The 17,874-nt window shown below is 52.0% G+C and carries 15 protein-coding genes; 3 read left to right on the top strand and 12 right to left on the bottom strand.

Annotated features, from left to right (window positions below; translation table 11 throughout):
- Positions 1-21: 21 nt before the first annotated feature.
- The 8 genes from AB7038_RS04255 to AB7038_RS04220 all read right to left on the bottom strand — a co-directional run bounded on the left by AB7038_RS04255 (position 22) and on the right by AB7038_RS04220 (position 7,053).
- A complete protein-coding gene (locus tag AB7038_RS04255; RefSeq protein ID WP_368889893.1) occupies positions 22-840 on the bottom strand; it encodes an MrpH family fimbial adhesin in 819 nt (272 codons plus the stop codon).
- A gap of 19 nt (positions 841-859) precedes the next feature.
- Positions 860-1,405 (bottom strand): fimbrial protein, encoded by a 546-nt coding sequence (locus AB7038_RS04250; protein ID WP_153641655.1) that lies wholly within the window; start codon positions 1,403-1,405, stop codon positions 860-862.
- Between the two features lie 10 nt (positions 1,406-1,415).
- Positions 1,416-1,898 carry a fimbrial protein gene (locus AB7038_RS04245; RefSeq protein ID WP_024474421.1) on the bottom strand — a complete coding sequence of 161 codons (483 nt, stop codon included), beginning with the start codon at positions 1,896-1,898 and terminating at the stop codon, positions 1,416-1,418.
- A gap of 11 nt (positions 1,899-1,909) precedes the next feature.
- A complete protein-coding gene (locus tag AB7038_RS04240; RefSeq protein WP_072869071.1) occupies positions 1,910-2,446 on the bottom strand; it encodes a fimbrial protein in 537 nt (178 codons plus the stop codon).
- Positions 2,447-2,464: 18 nt separating this feature from the next.
- On the bottom strand, positions 2,465-3,223 hold the full coding sequence (locus AB7038_RS04235) for a fimbria/pilus periplasmic chaperone (protein ID WP_368889892.1): 759 nt from the start codon (positions 3,221-3,223) through the stop codon (positions 2,465-2,467).
- Positions 3,220-5,877, bottom strand: a complete 2,658-nt coding sequence (locus AB7038_RS04230) for an outer membrane usher protein (RefSeq protein ID WP_369452822.1) — start codon at positions 5,875-5,877, stop codon at positions 3,220-3,222. The genes AB7038_RS04235 and AB7038_RS04230 overlap by 4 nt, the downstream gene beginning before the upstream one ends.
- A 21-nt stretch (positions 5,878-5,898) precedes the next feature.
- Positions 5,899-6,456 carry a fimbrial protein gene (locus tag AB7038_RS04225; protein WP_072869064.1) on the bottom strand — a complete coding sequence of 186 codons (558 nt, stop codon included), beginning with the start codon at positions 6,454-6,456 and terminating at the stop codon, positions 5,899-5,901.
- 69 nt (positions 6,457-6,525) lie between these two features.
- Positions 6,526-7,053 (bottom strand): fimbrial protein, encoded by a 528-nt coding sequence (locus AB7038_RS04220; protein ID WP_025152552.1) that lies wholly within the window; start codon positions 7,051-7,053, stop codon positions 6,526-6,528.
- Positions 7,054-7,706: 653 nt separating this feature from the next.
- Between AB7038_RS04220 and AB7038_RS04215 the strand changes: the two genes are divergently transcribed.
- Together AB7038_RS04215 and uriH are read left to right on the top strand one after the other, a co-directional pair.
- A complete protein-coding gene (locus AB7038_RS04215) occupies positions 7,707-8,270 on the top strand; it encodes a tyrosine-type DNA invertase (RefSeq protein ID WP_004234895.1) in 564 nt (187 codons plus the stop codon).
- Positions 8,271-8,449: 179 nt separating this feature from the next.
- Positions 8,450-9,400, top strand: coding sequence for a uridine-preferring nucleoside hydrolase UriH (gene uriH / locus AB7038_RS04210; RefSeq protein WP_368889889.1), 951 nt, complete (start codon positions 8,450-8,452; stop codon positions 9,398-9,400).
- Positions 9,401-9,827: 427 nt separating this feature from the next.
- Here the strand turns inward: uriH and AB7038_RS04205 are convergent, their stop codons facing one another.
- From AB7038_RS04205 to AB7038_RS04190, 4 genes are all read right to left on the bottom strand, one after another.
- Positions 9,828-10,982 (bottom strand): porin, encoded by a 1,155-nt coding sequence (locus AB7038_RS04205; RefSeq protein WP_369452821.1) that lies wholly within the window; start codon positions 10,980-10,982, stop codon positions 9,828-9,830.
- Positions 10,983-11,382: 400 nt separating this feature from the next.
- Positions 11,383-12,630 carry a two-component system response regulator PgtA gene (gene pgtA / locus AB7038_RS04200; RefSeq protein ID WP_368889888.1) on the bottom strand — a complete coding sequence of 416 codons (1,248 nt, stop codon included), beginning with the start codon at positions 12,628-12,630 and terminating at the stop codon, positions 11,383-11,385.
- Positions 12,623-14,626 carry a two-component system sensor histidine kinase PgtB gene (gene pgtB, locus AB7038_RS04195; RefSeq protein WP_368889887.1) on the bottom strand — a complete coding sequence of 668 codons (2,004 nt, stop codon included), beginning with the start codon at positions 14,624-14,626 and terminating at the stop codon, positions 12,623-12,625. Before pgtB ends, pgtA begins: the two co-directional genes overlap by 8 nt.
- Positions 14,623-15,879: an ABC transporter substrate-binding protein gene (locus AB7038_RS04190; RefSeq protein ID WP_440590455.1), complete on the bottom strand. Its 1,257-nt coding sequence runs from the start codon at positions 15,877-15,879 to the stop codon at positions 14,623-14,625. Before AB7038_RS04190 ends, pgtB begins: the two co-directional genes overlap by 4 nt.
- Positions 15,880-16,406: 527 nt before the next feature.
- Between AB7038_RS04190 and pgtP the strand changes: the two genes are divergently transcribed.
- Positions 16,407-17,810 carry a phosphoglycerate transporter PgtP gene (pgtP, locus tag AB7038_RS04185; RefSeq protein ID WP_368889886.1) on the top strand — a complete coding sequence of 468 codons (1,404 nt, stop codon included), beginning with the start codon at positions 16,407-16,409 and terminating at the stop codon, positions 17,808-17,810.
- The last annotated feature ends 64 nt before the right edge of the window (positions 17,811-17,874 follow it).

Raw genomic sequence — 17,874 nt, 5'->3', positions numbered from 1 at the left:
ACTGTAAGAGAAAATAAGAAATTACGGCATAACCAGAATAATGGAGCCGGAACCTTCGAAAGCGCCCGGCGCAACCCGTCCGTTCACTTTCAGTACTGATTTCACATCCACCTGCGTCGCACCGCCGGCCGGGACATGAATGGGTGCCCCCTGTTCTCCCGGATTGCCGTTAAGATAAAGATCCGCGTACAGGCTGTTATCCGGGCGCAGCGGGACACGGCCGCTGTCAGAACCGGAGGCGATCACGAGGATATTCATATCCAGGTTACAGGTGACGGTGATGCTTTTGTTGCGCGCCGCATCCGGCAGACTGACTTCATCAATATCCCCGTAATCCAGGATCACAGAGCCGCTGGTCACTTCACAGGCGCCCACCGGCGGCGGCGCGATACCGCATAATGATCCCGGCAGCAGACGTCCGTTTTTCGACCAGCCGCCTGATTCAGATTCATAAAACAGCCCCACGCACTCCTGATTGGAATTCAGCGCCGGGCCGACATGCTTCGCCGTGCCGTTATACGGCAGCGAAATATTGTTCAAAACCGCATCCCGCACTTCCGCCAGTGTTCTCAGCTTTTCCACACGGACAATCGATTTGGTGGACTGGCCCGGCGAACCATCCACATCATGTTTGTGGTTGATATTGATCCAGCAGACAGACCAGCCGTAGCAGGGATTGGGGACAGAGGGATCTTCCGGATCCCAGCGCTCGATAATGTAGGTGTAAATGGCATTCGTCGGTTTCCCTGATGACTCCGTAATATAAGAGAAGATGGATGCCGCCGCCGAAGCGGACCAGAGCAGCGCAACCGCCGCAATTATTTTCACAAATCTGTTCATAGCGAGCCTCAGTTACCCGTCAGTCATAATTGAGATGAAATGTCGCAATGGCACTGAAAGGCCCGCGTTTAATGGTTTTGTTTGCCAGCGCATCCGGCTCTCCCTGTACATAGGCGCGGAAGTTCAGCAGTGTCAGTCCGTCATTCAGCGTGATCTGCGGTGACACCTCATTGACCGCCAGCGCCGTGCCGTCCGCATTTTCCAGCCCGACCGCAATGCCTTCCGCCTGACTGCCGGGGCTGATGGCCAGTGCGCCGCTGATAAACGGGTTCTCATCCCCGGCAAACATCACCGTCACCCGCTTGCCGATGGAGGTGTCACACTCCGAGAGCCGGATCCGGAAATCCTTTGAGGGTGTCCGCTGATAGGCGTACAGGTTTTTATCAGGGATATTGCCGAACGGCAGTTCCACGGTTTCATCCCCCGGATGTATCGTGCAGGGTTCATCCACCAGCGTGCCGTGAAAATACAGGTTGTCAGGGACAGCCCCGGCATCCGCTCCCGGCAGAGATAACAGAAACACACCGCAGGTACTGATAAAAAAGCGCCTTACTGTTTCATTCATTGCATTGCTCCTACTGATATTCCGCCAGCAGAGTGGCGGTCACATCAAATGCACCTTCCGGCAGTGTGCTGCCCGGCCGTTTTACCGGCACCGCCTGAATCACCGGCGGATTATCCGGTGATACCGCAATGCGTTTGTTGAGCGTGAACGGCTTTCCGTTTTGTGTCAGGTGAATCGCCAGGTCGGGGATGTTGGTCTGTAAAGCTGCATCATCAAACCCGCTGACCGGGCCGGTGACCGATAATCCCAGATCCCAGCCCTTGATATTGTCCTCACACACCAGGGTGTAATTAACCGCCCGGGTGTAATTGACGCCATCCACTTTATGCACGCCGACGTTGTCACCGAAAAACACATCGATTACGCCGTTGTCACTGATCGTACAGGCGGGCGGTACCAGCAACGTACCAAACAGCTTCATATTCGGGGCGGCTGCGCTGCCCGCTGCGGCACACAGCAGCAGCATCAGTAACCGCCGGTAATGTTTTGCCATGGTCAGGCTCCTTACTGATAATCCAGTTCCAGTGTTGCCACCGCCGAGAAATCCCCGCCGGTCAGCACCGCCGTCATATCACGGACAGGCACCGCTTCCAGCGCCGGAAAGACCGGATAAGTAAATTTCACTTTCTCACCGGGATTGAGCTGCCGCCCCTGATAAAGCATGCGCACTCCCAGCCCGGCGATTTCAGTCTGCAGTAATCCGGCATCAAATCCGGCGGTATTGCCGGTGATAGCAAGAGTCATGGCATTGGTCGGCATCTTTGTGCACTCCGCCGTGTAATTGACCGGCTGTTTGTAGCGCTGGCCGTCAATACGGGTGCTCATCACCTCCCCGAAATCCACCAGGATGGTATTGCCGTTGTTGATGACACACGGCGGCGGCGCAATCACATTGCCGCGGATAGTGATATAGGTGATCCCGGGCACGCCCCGGATACCGGCCACCCGTTCCGGCAGTGCTGCAGCACTTCCCGCAGAGATACAGAGCACAACCGCCAGTATCCGCCGGAGGAAACGCTGTTTTCTGATCCGCTCATCCATGGTTTATCCCCTGTCTTCTCAGTTACCGGCAGCCGTTTTTGTCACACGGCACTCTGCGCCGCTGCAACTGAACTGCAACTGCGGGCGGCCACCGTAGTCGTTGATATAACTCAGCACCGGCGCACTGCCGAGAGCGGTTGCACTGAGGCCGAGTGTGCCCTGACTTTTCGGTGCCACCATCAGCGGGGAGAACCCGTTCAGGCTTTTGCCGCCCAGCCCGCTGAGCGCATCCACAATCGTCACGTAATACGCGGTCGGGTTATTGACTACATAATGATCACCACGGCGCGTCAGGATGATTTTTTCCTGCCACGGATTAGTCAGGTCCGTTTGTGAGGCATAGATAGCTTCCGGGCGGTAAAACAGTTTGATACGGGTCTGCAGGGCGATTTGCAGGACATTCTGCCGGTTACTGCGCGGCGGAATTTCCCGCAGATTGAAATAGAAGACACTTTCCCTGTCCTGCGGCAGTGCAGCGATCGCCGGTAACGCCTGAATTTTTACCTGACTTTTATCACCCGGCTCAATACGCTGCACCGGCGGCAGAACCACCAGCGGCGACGAAATTTTTTCTCCGTTCTGATCCTCAATCCATCCCTGCGCCAGATACGGCAGCTCTTTATTCAGATTGCTGACATTCAGGCTGACAGATTTCTCTGCCCCGTTGAAAATGACACGGGTTCTGTCCAGCGCGATAGCCGCGTGCGACTGTGCTGAGGCCAGCAATACAGCGGCAACGGCCAGAACAGAGAGACGGGTTTGTTTAACTGACATCATAATGAATCACTCATTTCGTTACGTGTGGAAGGTGCCGGGTCTGCCCGGCCTGTGATATTCAGCCATTTCCCCTGCTGCGGGCGGTCAGCCGGCGGCGGGGAAGACGGCAGCGCAACCGGCTGCGGTTTTTCCGGGACGGATTGCGGCTCTGCGCCGCAGGTCAGCAACAGGGTGTACAGCGCCTGTCCCGGTGCAAGTTCCGGCACCGTCATCCGGCACGCAGCCTCATTGCCGCGCCGCAGCGTCAGAATATCCCCGCTGTTGATACCGCTGAGATACACCTGTCCGCCGTCATTGACGATCCCCAGTTCACGGTTATCCGCCGAGGTCACCACGGCACCGAACGGCGGCTCACTGCCATCCGCCAGACGGATAGTGGCCATGGCTTTTTGTCCTGACAGCACATCAAACTGACGGTAGCCGATGGCGCCTTCTGTCAGCGTCAGTTGCTGAACAGAGCGACGCGCCTCTGCATTTTCCGGCAGTTTGTTGATATCGATAGCCGCACTGTTGCGGAAGTAATTATTCATATCCGGCAGAACGGCTTTCCCGAAGCGGTTGGTATAGCTGAGTGCCCCGGTGCTTCTGACCGGTACATCAGCCACGCCGCCGGTATCCACCAGCAGACGGGCGCTGCCCGGCATATTGATGCGGTGGAATGCCCCGCCCTGCGGTGTCATCGTCACCCCGCCCTGAAGCGAGAGCGATGCTGAGGTATATTCCCCGTCAATATGTCCGGCACTGGCAGTGACCAGCGCGCTGTCGGCGTAGTGCATGTAATAGCCGTCAACGGAGGCTTTGCCGTTGCTGCTCAGACCGGTACCGAGGCGGTAACTGTTATTATCATCCGGACGATCGTAATAACTGACGTTATGAGAATTACCGTGACGGTTGATCATGCTGTTGTAGCTGACCGTGGCCCGATCCCCCAGCGGCATGCTGATATTGAGATACACTCCGTCATCATTCTTATCCTGATATTTATTGCGGTAAGCGGATAAGCTGATATTGATGTTCTTATAACTGCCGATATCCATGTACTTCGCCAGCGACAGGTTATAGTTGTCGTTATCCGGCCGGTTCCAGTAAGTCTGGTGGCTGTAGTTCAGATAAGTGCTCAGCCCGATATCCGGGAACTGCTTGCTGAACATGATGGTGTACAGCTCTTTATTGTTATCCGCGTGGTTATCGCTGTAGCGGCGATCCAGATACTGATTCATGCTCATAAAGTCGCGTTCGGAGAAACGGTATCCGGCGAAGGTGACCTGGCTGTCCAGCTCCTCAAACCGTTTGGAGTAACTCAGGCGGTATGAGCCGCCGCGATACTGTTTGTCTTCCTGCGGCAGACGGGCAAAAGATTGGGTGGCATCAAAAGAGATGGCCCCGAAGGCCATCAAGTCACGACCAACACCAAGAGAAACTGCGTTATAGTCCCCGGCAACGAGGGAGCCGCCGTATAATGACCAGCCGTTACTGATCCCCCACGAGAATTCCCCCATACCAAAAACAGGGCCTTTTCCGTGGCGGCCGATTTCGGACGGCTGTCCCGCGGCGAGTTTGTACTGCACCCGGCCCGGGCGGGTCAGGTAAGGAATGCTGGCGGTATCCATCTGAAATGACTGTACAGAGCCATCCTGCTCCTCCACCCGGACATCCAGTTTGCCGCTGACCGCATCATTAATATCCTGAATACGGAACGGCCCCGGCGCGACCAGGGTTTCATAAATCACCCGGCCCTGCTGACTGACGGTAATTTTGGCATTAGTTTTCGCCACCCCCGTCACTTCCGGGGCGTAGCCGCGCAGATTCGGCGGCAGCATGTTGTCATCGGTGGCCAGATTGACCCCGATATAGCGGAAGTTGTCGAAAATATCCGAGCGCGAGAAAGTTTCCCCCATCGTCAGTTTTGCCTGTAATGAGGCAACCGCCCGGTAGAGATAGGTCTGGCTCCATGTCCAGTTATGTTCGGAGCGATCCCCGGAACCGGTTGTGTGGCGGAGATTTGCCTGCCAGTCGGCACGGATACGCCAGACACCGAGGTTTGCCCCGGCAGTCCCGTTCCCGGTGACCTGCTGTGTCTGTTTGCCGTGTGCCGGGTCATTAATACCGGCGTTCACGTTGTAATCAAACAGCACGCCGGAAATCCCCTCATCCCAGCGGGAAGGCGGATCCCAGTTGGCGGCGGTATATTCCAGATAGGCCTGCGGCAGTGTCAGGATAAGCTCGCTGTCCGCCAGTTTCGGTGACACCGACATGCCGGGCAGTGACGCGGTATCCAGACATTTGCCGTCATTCCACCAGCGCAGACGCTCTGTCCACTCCGGTTTCAGCCCGGCCTGCGCCATCAGTTCCGGGGATAAACAGGCGTCACTGCCTTTCGGATCATCCGGCGGCACAATATAAGAGACCGGGTAAATATCAGGTAACTCACTGTTATTCACCCGGATAAAAAAGTCGTAGGTGCCGGGCATGATATAACCGGCACGGGAAAAATCGGACAGATCAATATTCTGTTTATCGTTTACATCAAGAATATCAGTATTAAATTCAACATCCTGATTATCCGGATAAGCTGCCTGCGGGATACCGGTCAGAATAAATGAAATCAGCACTGTCAGTCTCCGGCGGGAGACGGTACTCAGCGGAATTACCATAATGGATCCAGTCAGCTCGGTTTAATAATATTCCAGCTTGAAACCCACTGTTGCCCGGTAATAACCGGACTGAAGTTCATCACTGTTTTTCACGAGACGCGCCTGATATCGCAGCGCCATATTATTGAGATCAATATCTGCGGGCGGTAAGGGTTTGCCGGGAACCGCCTCATTCCCGTTGCGGTCTGAAATCGATAAGGAAGCCCCTTTGCCGGAGCCGGTCAGCTGAAAACGTCCGTCCTGTTCAGCCCCCTCAAACGTGACCCGGAAACGGAGATTATCCGCCGCACCGCCTTTCACCGGCAGCACGGTACATTCCGCCAGCCTGATCCAGAAGTAGTCCGCGGGTCCCTGCCCTTCATCACGCAGCTGCGGAACAGAAACATCGGTCAGCGCCACGGCCTGCTCACGGCTGGCGGTGGAAATCGTACAGACCGGCTCGAGGATCGTGCCCTGCATCTGTACCGCGCCGAAACGCAGGCTGGTTTTTGCATCCTGTTTCGTTTCACCTGCCGCTGTATAAGAGGAAAAACACACTATTGTTATCAGCACTCCCTGAGGGATGACTCTGCTCATCATTTCCTGCCTCCGCTGAACGCACGCAACTGAAAAGCGGCACGGTTCATCCCTGAGCCGTGCCGGCATTAATTACTGATAAGTCAGTGCGAATGTCGCGATAGCGGTGAAGTCACCCGGAACAGCGGCTTCAGCAGAAGAACCCTGTAAATACGCTGCGAAGTTCAGGTCGTTATTACCGTCACGCAGAGCCTGTGCCGCGCTTGGTGTACCTAATTTGATCTGTTTGCCGCCTGCATCAGTAATAACAACCGCCGCGTTTTTGGCAATCCCTTCAATACCCAGGGAACCGGCCAGAATATCAGCGGCCTCAGAACCGGTGAAAGTGGTCTGTACTGTTTTGTAGGTTTCTGTTGTGCAATTCTCTAATGCGATTTTAAAATCACGGGAATTACTGCGGCCGCCGTCTTTCAGTGCGGCAGTGGAGATCTGGCCTAACGGAACAGTCTGGTTTTCGGTATCCGGCGTAATAGAGCAAGGCGCGTCAATAATTGAACCGGTGAATTTAACAGTACCGTGTCCCTGATCAGCAGCAGATGCCGCACCTGCAACCACAGACATACCAAAGCCCAGCACTAATGCTAATTTATTCAAAGTCATGTTATTTCCTATATTACGTTCTGCTTTTTTGATATTAAAAATAACGCGGTCACACGCGGAAATATGAAACCGCGCGGCGTTATCGTTATTTGATGAATATGTCTGTTCCGTTATCCGGATATATAAAAAAACGGGACAAAATACATCAAATTGTCCCGTTAAGAATGAATTGCTGTTATCGCAGAAAAATTAAGAAAACTGTTCTTTTTTATCACGCAAAACAGGTGAATGTCGGGTTTCTACCCCTCTCTGTTTTCAAGTGCTGTAAAAAATAATGACAGCAGTGAAGCAGGCTGCCGCCACCCGGCAGAATAAAATATTAACCTTTTAAAAATTAATGAGTTATGTGTTGATAATTTGGCTAACACATCAATATTTGACTAAGGGAAAGCCTTTGGTGATAATTACAAACAATTTGATGTATTTTGTCTTTTTTTAAATTGAGAATATTTACCTCTGTACAATGGCCTTAAATTGATCTGTCTCAGATTAAAAAAAGCCAATTTCTGATTGGTTTTTATGAATATATTGTCAATACGTAAACACTTTGTAGTACTTTCTTTCCTGTCCGTTGTCTTTATTCATTTTTATTACTTGCTATAGTGATATCTCTGGTTTTTATGAACTTATCGGACAATAAACAGGAATAAATCATGGACAAACGTAAGTTTCTGACCCGTTATGAAGTTGACGCCATCCTGAAAGAAGCCCGGAAAAGCCGGTATGCCGAACGGAATTACTGCATGATTTTAATGTGCTATCTGCACGGTTTCCGCGTCAGTGAATTATGTCATCTGTCACTTTCTGATATTGATCTGGACAGCCGCCTTATTTATGTCCGGCGTCTGAAAGGCGGGCTTTCCACCACACAACCGCTGATTGATATTGAATATAATGCGCTGGTGTCGTGGCTTAATATAAGAAATACCTGGCGTAACCGGGATTTGGAATGGGTATTTTTATCGCAGAAAAGCGGGGCTATTTCCCGTCAGCAGGTTCATACCTTATTAAAGCAGTACGGCAGGGCCGCCAATATCTCCGTCGCACCACATCCGCATATGCTGCGTCATGCCTGCGGCTATTCCCTTGCCGATCTCGGCCGCGATACCCGTCTGATTCAGGATTATCTGGGGCACAGGAATATTTCCCATACCGTTATTTATACCGCCAGTAATTCAAAACGTTTTCAGCAAATCTGGGATCCTCTCCGCGGATAATCCGGCTGCCCGTCCCTGAACTTTCTCTGTTCCCGAAAAAAGGCATTATTCTCCGCTGTTATTGTGTTGTTTCTGTGATTACCCGGCAACCGCTCAGATTTTCGGGCGGCTTATTATTTTTCCGGGCACAGAGTGTGTAACATAACGGTGAATTTAAACGGACAGATAAAGAGGAATATGTGAAGAAAAAAATCATTCTTGACTGCGATCCCGGCCATGATGATGCCATCGCACTATTACTTGCTTACGGTAATCCGCAGATTGATCTGCTGGCAGTCACCACGGTGGTCGGCAATCAGACACTGGAGAAGGTGACACGCAATGCGCTGGCCGTTGCCCGTATTGCCGGTATTACCGGTATTCCTTTTGCGGCAGGCTGCCCGCGCCCGCTGATCCGGGAGATTGAAACTGCGCCGGATATTCACGGCGATTCCGGTCTCGACGGGCCGGTATTACCGGAGCCGGTGCTGGCATTAGATCCGCGCCATGCAGTACAGCTGATCATTGATACCATTATGGCGCATCCGCCGAAAACCATTACCCTGGTGCCGACAGCAGGGCTGACCAATATCGCGCTGGCCGCCCGGCTGGAGCCGCGTATTATTGACCGGGTCAAAGAGGTGGTGCTGATGGGCGGCGGCTATCACACCGGCAACTGGAGTGCGGTTGCGGAATTTAATATCAAAATTGATCCCGAAGCGGCGCACATTGTGTTTAACGCGGGCTGGCCGCTCACCATGGTGGGGCTGGACCTGACACACCAGGCGCTGGCAACCCCGGAGGTTGTCAGCAAAATTGCGGCGGTCGGCACAGCACCGGCGCAATTTGTCCTCGAACTGCTGGAATTTTTCGGCACCATGTACAAAAGCGCCCAGGGATTCGATTATCCGCCGGTACATGACCCCTGCGCGGTCGCGTATGTGATCGACCCGTCCGTGATGACCACCCGCAAAGTGCCGCTGGACGTGGAGCTGACCGGCACACTGACACTCGGCATGACCGTTGCGGATTTCCGTTCGCCGGCTCCGGCGGATTGCCTGACACAGGTAGCGGTAAAACTGGATCACACCCGCTTCTGGGATCTGGTCACTGATGCCCTGCGCCGGATCGGGGATGTGCAGGTTGTCTGACACTGCTGATGTGCCGGCGAGCCGGCACAATACATAAAGCAATCTGATCGTTACCTTTTCTGACCGCACAGCATAAACCATCAAAAATATTATTCATATTTACTTACATTACGTATTAATTAATCATAAGCACAAAATGAATAAACGAAAAACCTAAAATCACATCAATAGTTAAATGTTTTATCCCGATATGGACTATTATTACAGCGTTCGAACAAATTCTTATTGGTGATTTGTCTGTGTCGATTCAAATTACAAGCAATAAGCCAAAAAAGGAGGCAGCCGCCTCCTTTTTTACTGCCTGAAGAAAAGTGAAATAATAACTCACGCGATTAAAAAGTTTTCAAAAGTGATTATTTCACTGATTTTCAGATATAAAAAAAGGAGGCTTTCGCCTCCTTTTTCATTATACGTTCTCTGAATTAAATCAGAACTGGTAAACTAAACCTAAGCCCAGTACGTTGTCGGTGTTGATACCGGACTGACGGGTGAACTCATTTTCGTCTAACAGGTTAATTTTATAGTCGATCAGAGCAGACATGTTTTTGTTGAAGTAGTAGTAAGCACCTAAATCAACATATTTCACCAGGTCCTGATCATCGCTGCCATACGGAGTATTCAGGTTTTTACCTTTAGACTGCAGGTAAGCGATGGATGGACGCAGACCGAAATCGAACTGATACTGAGCCACTAACTCGATGTTCTGAGTTTTGTTAGCAGTCTGAGCCATATCCCAGTTGCCGTTACCGTTACCATAATAAGTCATGTTACGGGTTTCACCGTAAACGGCTGCCAGGTACAGGTTGTCAGCGTCGAATTTAGCACCGACGTTCCATGCTTCTGCACGATCACCCAGAGCACCGCTTGCTTTGTTATATTTCTGACCGTCCGGACGGGCAGAGCTTGAGTACGCACCACCAACACTCACACCCCAGCCGATGTCATACGCGGTGGAGAAACCGAAGCCGTCACCGTTAGCTGTTTTATCGTAGCTGGTAGGGTCATTGAAATTGCTGGTACCACGGCTTGCGATAGAGTTATCGTCGTTTGCGCCCTGATACTGTAATGCGAAGCTCAGGCCGTCAACGTAACCGAAGAAATCAGAGTTACGGTAAGTCAGCAGGTTTGCAGCACGACCGGTCATGTAGACGTCGGTCTGGGTCATGGTGTCGTTACCGAAGATTGGCAGCACATCGGTCCATGCGTTGGTGTCATAGATAACACCGTAGTTACGGCCGTAGTCCAGTGAACCGAACTGAGCGAATTTCAGACCAGCGTAAGCTAAACGAACCTGGTTTTTGTTTTCGCCTTCAGTACCGTTGGTTTTGATTTCGTTTTCGAAACGACCAAAGCCGGTTAATTGATCAGTGATCTGAGTTTCACCTTTCAGACCGATACGGAAACGGGAGTCATCACCGTTCTGGCTGTCGCCATAGTGGTCATTGTCGCTGAATAAATGACGAACATCGACTTTACCGTACAGATCCAGTTTATTACCGTCTTTGTTATAAATCTCTGCCGCGTTTGCAGCGCCGCTTAATGCAACGAGCGGGACTAATACAGCTAATAATGTCTTTTTCATTTTATATTCCTATTATATTAACCACTACTCTCTGACTCTATTTACACAGAGCCTTGTAGATTATTCACCCTGAAAGTTCATATTACAACACGATCTCAGCCCCGATTGGCGATAAATAGCAAGATATGTCAAAAAAAGCACTTATTGCATGCATAATGTGACAAATAGTTTCAAAACCAAAGCATTTATTGTTAAATAACAATAATACAAAGCGCACGAATCGCTAATTTTGATAATTCCATTGGTGCTAGCCGTTATATTTGATTATTAACGTCATCGTTAAAATAATACGAACAAATCATTCAAAAATTTTAAATTAAAACCGGATGAAAACAAATAAAAAAGCCGGTTAATTTTACACAAACCGGCTTACAGGCAAAAACCATCAGATTAATTTATGTCATATACGATAGTGATGCTTGTCCAGCCCGTACTTTTTCATCCGCAGATAGAGTTTCTTACGCGGGATTTGCAGATACTCTGAAACATCGTTAATCCGCCCCTGATGGATATTCAGGGCTTCGGTGATAATCTGCCGCTCATAGCTCTCCACCCGCTGATCCAGCGCAGTCGGTGCCACGGACGGCAGCAGCGGGTTCGCGGTATCGCCCATCGGCATAATCCCGACCGCATACAGCTCCGCCGCGTTCGCCAGTTCACTGACATTGCCCGGCCAGTGCCGCCGGGTGAGTTTTTTCACCAGCGGTTCCGCGAGGTTCGGCAGCGGATGATTCAGACGGGAACAGGCCTGTTCCAGATAATAACGGAATATCGGTGCAATATCGGCTTTGCGCTGGGACAGCGGCAGGCAGGCAATCTGTGTCATGGAGAAACAGTAATAGAGTTCGGCAATAATCTTCTGTTGTTTGGTCAGCATAATCAGCGGCGTATCAGCGATCCCGATCAGGCGGAACGTCCGCTGCTCCTGACGGATATGCTGTACCAGCCAGCGCTGCCGGCTGAGCGGCATCAGATCGATATTTTTGATCACCAGTGTGCCGTCCGTCACTTCATCCAGCCAGGCCTCCAGCGGGATCTCTTCATCACTGAGCAGGGTTTTGATCACCAGCGGCCCGCGTTTATTGCTGCTTATCTGATGCAGGTAACGCGCCAGATAGGTGCGGCCGCTCCCCGGCTCACCGTGCAGAAAGACCGCAGCATGGGTTTCCGCCAGTCCGCGCAGCTGCTGACGGACATGCTCTGTCCATTCACTCTCACCGGCAAGATTCAGTGTCAGCTGCTCTGAACTCCAGCGGCGCTGGGTTACCCGCTGTTTGCGGGCAGCCAGGGCTTTTTCTGTCAGGGTCAGCAGATGCTCCGGATCCACCGGTTTCTGCAGAAAATCCCACGCCCCCTGTTTGACCGCTTCCACCGCCATCGGCACATCGCCGTGACCGGTGATCAGCAGTACCGGCAGGTATTTGTCTTTTTCCAGGAACAATGCCATCAGATCGATACCGGAACACCCCGGCATACAGACATCACTGAGCACAATACCGCACCAGTCGCGGTGAACCAGCTCCTTGGCCGCCAGCGGGTCATGACAGGCATAAACACGATATCCGGCCTGTTCCAGCAGCATACAGTAAGCTTCCAGGACATCCGTATCATCATCTATTAATAAGATATCGTAGTTATCATCAAGCATATTCAGTTACCTTTTTAAAACTCAGGATCACACATCCGTGGCGGGTCAGCGTGGATGCGATCCGCAGACTCCCGCCCAGCTGCTGCATGATCGAACTGCTGACAGACAGGCCGATCCCGAGGCCGATTTCTTTACTGGTGGTGAAGGGCTTCATCAGTGAGTCCGCCAGTTCTATCGGCCAGCCGCTGCCGTTATCGCTGATAAAGAGAGAAATCTCATCACCGGACTCCGTAAAATCAATCACAATTTCAGCCGCTGCCGGTGAGGCATCCAGCGCATTGGACAGCATATTGACCAGCACCTGCTGTATGCCGATAGCATCCCCCTGCACCTGCGGCAGAAAGTCCGGCTGATGCAGGGTGACATCGCGCATTTTGTTCTGTAATGCGAGGATATCCCACGCATCCTGAACGCTCTGGTGCAAATCAATCGGCTGTAATGTTGCGCCGTCATCCCGCCGCCGGGCAAACTGGCGCAGAGAGCGGATAATGCCGTCCATCCGCGTAATAAGCTGTGCGGATTTATTCAGTGCATTCACGGCATTGGTGTTTCCTTCCGCCGCCAGAGCCCGCTTCGCCATATAAATGTGCATAGATAATGCATTCAGCGGCTGATTGATTTCATGCGCCAGGGTAGTCATGGTCTGCCCGACCACCGCCAGTTTCGCCGTCTGGATCAGCTCATTTTGTGTGGCACGCAGATTAGCCTCAATGGCTTTTCTGTCGGTAATTTCCTGTTCCAGCTGCACTTTCTGCCGGTTGATCTGGCTGAGTGTCTGGCGCAGCAGCATGGCCACCCGGCCGATTTCATCGCGCCCCTCAACCGGGATCTCCGCGGTCAGATCACCGTGTCCTATCCGTGCAACTGCCTGATTCAGCACCGTAAAGCGTTTGACCAGACGGGTGCGGATAAAATAGTGGTTAAAGATCACCGCCAGTAATAACGCCAGCAGCGCGGTAATAATAATGATAATACCGCTGTAACTCATAATGCCGGACAGATGGTGGTTCAGAGACTGTAACTGGCTGTGGCTGTTATCAAGCTGCACATCCAGCTGAGTGCGGAACCGCTCCAGAATGCGATCTTTTTCTGCCGTGGCAGCCGCCAGTTCCGCTTTCGCCGCGCGGTAATCTTTCAGCACGCCGGGCATTTTACTGTCAGACAGGCCGATATCCAGCAGTTCATCAATGGTCTGGCGCAGTGTCACGGTGCTCGGATACATATCCAGCGCCGTTTCGTTTGATTCCGCACCGGACTTCAGATAGGAGAGGTAGCGGACATAACTGTGCGAATCCGCGCTGATTTCCGTATTTTCATTCTGTTCATCACGCAGACGCCCGGTCAGATCATCCATAATCTGCCCCTCCAGCCGTGCAAGGGTATAAATCAGCTGTAACTCCCCCTGCACTTTGCGCAGACTGCCCTGCAAGGCGATAGCCCGGGACGGATCCTGCTCTGTCTGATCCAGCAGAGAGCCCTGCTGCCAGCTGATGTCCTGTGACAGTGAACTGAGTTCGGTACTGAAATCGTCATGCAGCCAGGCGATCCGCGCGGACAGCGTATTCACATTCTCCCGGGCCAGAAACAGGGTATACAGGGCATTGTCGAGACGCTGCAAAAGCGCCTGTCCCTGCTGCACAATCGCGGTGATCTGCGCCTGATCCTCTCCGCTCAGTTTCCGGTTGATCGCTTCGATCTGTGACAAATGCAGCGTGATCTGATTACGCAGCTGCAGACGCGCTGCGGTATCCGGCGCTTTCAGGAACTCATTCAGCTCATCCACCAGCGTGTTCAGTTGTCCCTCGATCAGAAACGACGCCTGAATACGCGGAAAATAATCCCCCAGCGCGTAGCGGATCTGACGGTTCTGCGCCTGCCAGGCGTACAGGCTCACACAGCTGACAATCAGTGTCATCAGCGTGCCGATAACAAACGCGCTGCGCAGGATCGCGCTGATACTGAACCGGCCGATATAACGGGCAATACGCTGTTTCACCGGACTTTCTCCAGTTCAGCAATAGCCTTGCGCTGCTGCTCGCGGAAGAACTGCTGCCAGCGGATATACTCTTCCTCTGCTTTGCGGTTATCGTCAAAACGTGAGTAATAGGCCGGGTCGGTACTTTCCTGCGCAGAGACCGGCATGGCGGTCAGCAGGGCACGGATATGCGGCAGCGGACGTTTCACGCGGGCTTCGGCGGTATACAGCGCCCGCCAGGCATCGATGGATTCCGTCAGACGGAAGGTGATCGCGGTGTCAAACAGCTGCTGTACCATACGCTGACGTTTGAGCACCAGATTCTCATCCATCTGATGCGGGGAATTCAGCAGACGGCGCTGCACCGGCTCACGCGGATTTCCCTGCGGCAGCGGTGTGACCGGATATTTACCGGTGCTGCTGTCCGCCAGCACGTTCTGCCCCTGTTCACTGAGCAAAAAACCGATAAAGGCGCGGGCATTGTCTTTATTCAGGCTGTGGCGGCTTATCGCGACAAAGGTCGGGGATGTCGCGGAGTCCGGCAGATAATTAAAGGCCAGCTCCGGATCGCCCAGCAGCAGCCAGGCGTAGTTATCAATCACCGGCGCGGCACCGCCCAGCCCGGCTTTGATTTTGTCCGCCACCCCAAAACTGCGTGACGAGATAGTCGCCAGATTCCCGGAAACATTGAGCAGCAGCGCCCAGCCCTCATCCCAGCCGCGCTGCTGTAACAGCGATTCGACCATCAGATGATAGGTATCCGAGCGTGACGGGCTGCTCATCAGCAGCAACCCCTGATAGCGGCTGTCGGTCAGGGAATCCCACGATGCCGGAACCGGCAGATTATTTTCCGCCATCCGCCGTTTATTCACCAGAATGCCGTAACCGGAAAATGCCACCGCTGCCGCATTATCGCGCAGCCGCAGCGGCACCAGACGCCGGGAAACATCCGGCAGATCAGTGAGCTCCGCCAGCCGGTCATGCTCCTGCAGATGCTGCAATAACATCGGCGAGGATGTCACCACCAGATCAACATCTTCCAGTGCCGGGGTATCCAGAAGACGCTCCAGTGCCGCACTGGTGCGGTTAATGGTACGGATACGGACGGCACCGGGCTGCTGCTGCCAGCTGCTGATAATATGGGCGGTTGCTTCCGGTGAAAATGTGGTGGCGATCACCAGTTCATCCGGTTTCGCCATAGCTGACAGACTGAATATCAGCGCGGCGGCGGTTATCATACTGGCCGCAAAGCGGCGGATTCGGCGTTGTGGCATAAGCTGGGTTCTGTATTCGTTTGCGGGGTGTGATTCACATCATAAAAATGACATCTTTTTCAGTTTGTCGCAAAAGTCCGTTTGAGACAAATATTACCCGTTTGTTTACCGGTATCCGCGCCGCAGATATTAAATGAAATAACAAACAGGAACGGTAACCGGACTGATATTTTAATATCATCGCCATAAACAGATAATAACAATGCAGGAAACAATAATAGCAATAAATCACCACAACAACAAAACAAGAATAAAAGCCTTACAGTTCAATATAAAAGCTATTTATTCATTTTTATTTATCATTTGCATTATTTATTTTCCCTTCTGTTTCATAGTGATACAAAACAAACATATCAATAAACTTATTTGTGTCAGTTTATACCTTTTATTTTTAATATTGAGTCAAAAGTGACTCAAAAGCATGATATTGAGATATTTATCCAGCCGGAACATGATAACCCTGTCAGAAAAAAAACGACCATACACACAGTAATCCTATTTTAAAATACATTTCTGCAGGTGAAATTATGCTGTCATTTTTAAAGCCGGCTATGGCAAAAAATAAAGTCGCACCTGAAAAAGTGCCTGCCACTTACAAACGCTACCGCGTTCAGGCATTGCTCAGCGTGTTCCTCGGTTACTTAGCGTATTATATTGTTCGTAATAACTTTACGCTCTCCACACCCTATCTGAAAGAAAACCTCGATCTGACCACAACACAGATCGGTATGTTAACCAGCTGCATGCTGATCACTTACGGGATCAGTAAAGGAATTATGAGCAGCCTGGCAGATAAAGCCAGCCCGAAAGCCTTTATGGCCTTTGGCCTGATCCTCTGTGCCATTGTTAACCTCGGTATGGGCTTCAGCGGCGCGTTCTGGCTGTTCGTCGGTTTTGTTGCCCTCAACGGTCTGTTCCAGGGCATGGGTGTCGGTCCTTCTTTTATTACTATCGCCAAATGGTTCCCGCGCCGTGAACGCGGCCGTATCGGGGCTTTCTGGAATATCTCCCATAACGTCGGCGGCGGTATCGTTGCGCCAATCGTGGGCGCGGCTTTCGCGGTTCTCGGTACTGAGCACTGGCAGGCGGCAAGCTATGCGGTTCCGGCGGTTATCGCTGTGATCTTCGCGGTGATCGTCCTGCTGCTGGGTAAAGGTTCTCCGGAACAGGAAGGTTTACCGGCACTGGCAGAGATGATGCCGGAAGAAAAAGTGGTTCTATCTGACACACAGAAAGAGCAGTCTCCGGAAAATATGTCTGCGTTTCAGATTTTCTGCACCTATGTGCTGAAAAACAAAAACGCCTGGTATGTCTCTTTTGTTGACGTGTTCGTGTACATGGTGCGTTTCGGGATCATCAGTTGGCTGCCGATTTATCTGCTGACTGAGAAAAACTTCAGTAAAGATCAGATGAGTGTGGCCTTCCTGTTCTTCGAATGGGCTGCGATTCCGTCCACCCTGCTGGCAGGCTGGCTGACAGACAAACTGTTCAAAGGCCGCAGAATGCCGCTGGCTATCGTCTGTATGACCCTGATTTTCTTCTGCCTGATCGGCTACTGGCAGAGCCAGTCCCTGGCCGTCGTCACCTTCTTTGCTGCGGTTGTCGGTTGCCTGATTTATGTGCCTCAGTTCCTGGCATCCGTGCAGACCATGGAAATCGTCCCGAGCTTCGCGGTTGGTTCTGCGGTGGGTTTACGCGGTTTCATGAGCTACATCCTGGGTGCAACCCTGGGCACCACTCTGTTCGGTTTCATTGTTGACCGTATGGGCTGGCACGGCGGTTTCTATCTGCTGTTAGGCGGTATCGTCTGCTGCATCATCTTCTGTATTCTGTCTCACTTCGGTGCACTGGAACTGGAACGTAACCGTCAGAAGGCACTGTCAGAAGAGAAAGACGCAAAAATTAAATTAGAACCAGCTTCTGCAAACTGATTTCACACTGTTCGTTACCCTTTCGCGCCACGGCGCTGACATCAGGAACGTTATTGATAAAAAA

This window comes from Morganella morganii, assembly GCF_041099235.1.
GTDB classification, from domain to species: domain Bacteria; phylum Pseudomonadota; class Gammaproteobacteria; order Enterobacterales; family Enterobacteriaceae; genus Morganella; species Morganella morganii_E.
The sequence above is the reverse complement of the archived record's forward strand: the minus strand, read 5'-3'. Positions and strand labels throughout refer to the sequence as shown.

Excerpts from the sequence above, each read along its gene's own strand:
- AB7038_RS04255 (WP_368889893.1), bottom strand. The coding sequence starts at position 840 with ATGAACAGATTTGTGAAAATAATTGCGGCGGTTGCGCTGCTCTGGTCC.
- AB7038_RS04250 (WP_153641655.1), bottom strand. The coding sequence starts at position 1,405 with ATGAATGAAACAGTAAGGCGCTTTTTTATCAGTACCTGCGGTGTGTTT.
- AB7038_RS04245 (WP_024474421.1), bottom strand. The coding sequence starts at position 1,898 with ATGGCAAAACATTACCGGCGGTTACTGATGCTGCTGCTGTGTGCCGCA.
- AB7038_RS04240 (WP_072869071.1), bottom strand. The coding sequence starts at position 2,446 with ATGGATGAGCGGATCAGAAAACAGCGTTTCCTCCGGCGGATACTGGCG.
- AB7038_RS04235 (WP_368889892.1), bottom strand. The coding sequence starts at position 3,223 with ATGATGTCAGTTAAACAAACCCGTCTCTCTGTTCTGGCCGTTGCCGCT.
- AB7038_RS04230 (WP_369452822.1), bottom strand. The coding sequence starts at position 5,877 with ATGGTAATTCCGCTGAGTACCGTCTCCCGCCGGAGACTGACAGTGCTG.
- AB7038_RS04225 (WP_072869064.1), bottom strand. The coding sequence starts at position 6,456 with ATGATGAGCAGAGTCATCCCTCAGGGAGTGCTGATAACAATAGTGTGT.
- AB7038_RS04220 (WP_025152552.1), bottom strand. The coding sequence starts at position 7,053 with ATGACTTTGAATAAATTAGCATTAGTGCTGGGCTTTGGTATGTCTGTG.
- AB7038_RS04215 (WP_004234895.1), top strand. The coding sequence starts at position 7,707 with ATGGACAAACGTAAGTTTCTGACCCGTTATGAAGTTGACGCCATCCTG.
- AB7038_RS04205 (WP_369452821.1), bottom strand. The coding sequence starts at position 10,982 with ATGAAAAAGACATTATTAGCTGTATTAGTCCCGCTCGTTGCATTAAGC.
- pgtA (WP_368889888.1), bottom strand. The coding sequence starts at position 12,630 with ATGCTTGATGATAACTACGATATCTTATTAATAGATGATGATACGGAT.
- AB7038_RS04190 (WP_440590455.1), bottom strand. The coding sequence starts at position 15,879 with ATGCCACAACGCCGAATCCGCCGCTTTGCGGCCAGTATGATAACCGCC.
- pgtP (WP_368889886.1), top strand. The coding sequence starts at position 16,407 with ATGCTGTCATTTTTAAAGCCGGCTATGGCAAAAAATAAAGTCGCACCT.